Below are 1,312 nucleotides of genomic sequence, written 5' to 3'. Positions count from 1 at the left end.
GCGCTGCAGCCGCGCCGAGGGCGGTGCGACGTCCACTGCGCCGGGACGGGCCGGGGCACCTCCGGGGCGCGCCGGGGCTTTGGCCTCCTGGTCCACCTGCTGGGAGATGACCAGCGGCGTCCGCGGCAGGTGCAACTCCTCCTCCACGGCCCCGAGCGCGCGGGCGAAAGCCTCGACGCTGGCATACCGCTGCTCGGGGTTCTTGGCCATCCCGCGCGACAGCACTCGCTCGAGCGACGCCGGCACATCGGCACGTCCTGTCGGCGGCGGGCGCGAGTCGCGGATGCGGCCCATGACGGCCAGCCGCGAGTTGTCGCCGCCGGGCAGTTCGAACGGGGAACGGCCCACGAGCAGATGCCAGATCGTCGCCGCGAGGGAGTAGACATCGGTCGCGACCGAGCCCCGGGTGGCGGTGAAGAGCATCTCCGGCGGCGACCACGGGATGGAGACCCCGACGTCGTCGTCGTCGGCGTCCGGACCGACCAGCCGGGTGGCGACGCCGAAGTCGGTCAGGCCGGAGGAGCCCCACGGGAGGGTGAGGATGTTGGCGGGCTTGACGTCGCGGTGAATGATGTGGGCCAGGTGGGCGCTGTGCAGCGCGCCGCTGATCTCGACACCGGTCGTCAGCACCTCGGCGACGCTGAGGTCACCCCCGGCCGAGCGGTCGGCGAGCGTCGCGTCGGGGCAGTAGGCCATGACGAAGTAGGCGAGGTCGTGGCGGGTGATCCCGACCGCGTGGATCGTGACGACATTGGGGTGGTGCAGGCCGGCCATCGTCGTCGCCTCGGTCTGGAAACGCATCCGGGCGGCGTGGTCGTGGGTGCCTTCCCGCAGCACCTTGACCGCGACGTCGCGATCGAGCTGCCGGTCGCGGTAGAGGTAGACGTCGCCATAGCCGCCGGTGCGGCTGAGCACCCGCTCGAATTCGAGCCCGCCGATCTGCGGCGGGCCGGCCGGGGCGCGTCTCACGCTGCTCCGCCCGAGGCCCTTGGCGCCAACCCCCACCGCACACAGGGACGATATCCGCTCTTGGTCGGTGCCGGACGGGTGGGGACCGGGTGTATCAGGGCCTCTCGCCGCGCCTCTTCCTGGACGTAGTCTCCCCCCGAACACGTGCGGAGCAGGACATGATCACCCTCGTCGTCGGCGATATCCACCCGATGGTGGTGGACGGGATCGCCCATCTCGTGCGCACCTCGGGACCGGAGCTCCGGTGGCGCGGCGCGGGTGCCTCGTGGCCGGACGTGCTCGAGCTGGCCGGCGGACCGGCCTCGGGGCCACGCGTCGTGCTGGTCGAGCCGGCGATCGGGCC

At 72.5% G+C, this 1,312-nt stretch carries 2 protein-coding genes; one reads left to right on the top strand and one right to left on the bottom strand.

Annotated features, from left to right (window positions below; translation table 11 throughout):
• Positions 1-969 (bottom strand): serine/threonine-protein kinase (locus BN11_RS18500; protein ID WP_162213289.1); only part of this gene is annotated, 969 nt, incomplete at its 3' end.
• Positions 970-1,127: 158 nt separating this feature from the next.
• Here BN11_RS18500 and BN11_RS24350 point away from each other — a divergent pair.
• A partial coding sequence (locus BN11_RS24350; RefSeq protein WP_048699801.1) for a hypothetical protein occupies positions 1,128-1,312 on the top strand: 185 nt, incomplete at its 3' end.

The sequence above is a fragment of the Nostocoides australiense Ben110 genome, from assembly GCF_001050535.1.
Lineage (GTDB): Bacteria > Actinomycetota > Actinomycetes > Actinomycetales > Dermatophilaceae > Nostocoides_A > Nostocoides_A australiense.
This window is presented reverse-complemented; position numbering and strand designations above follow the sequence as displayed.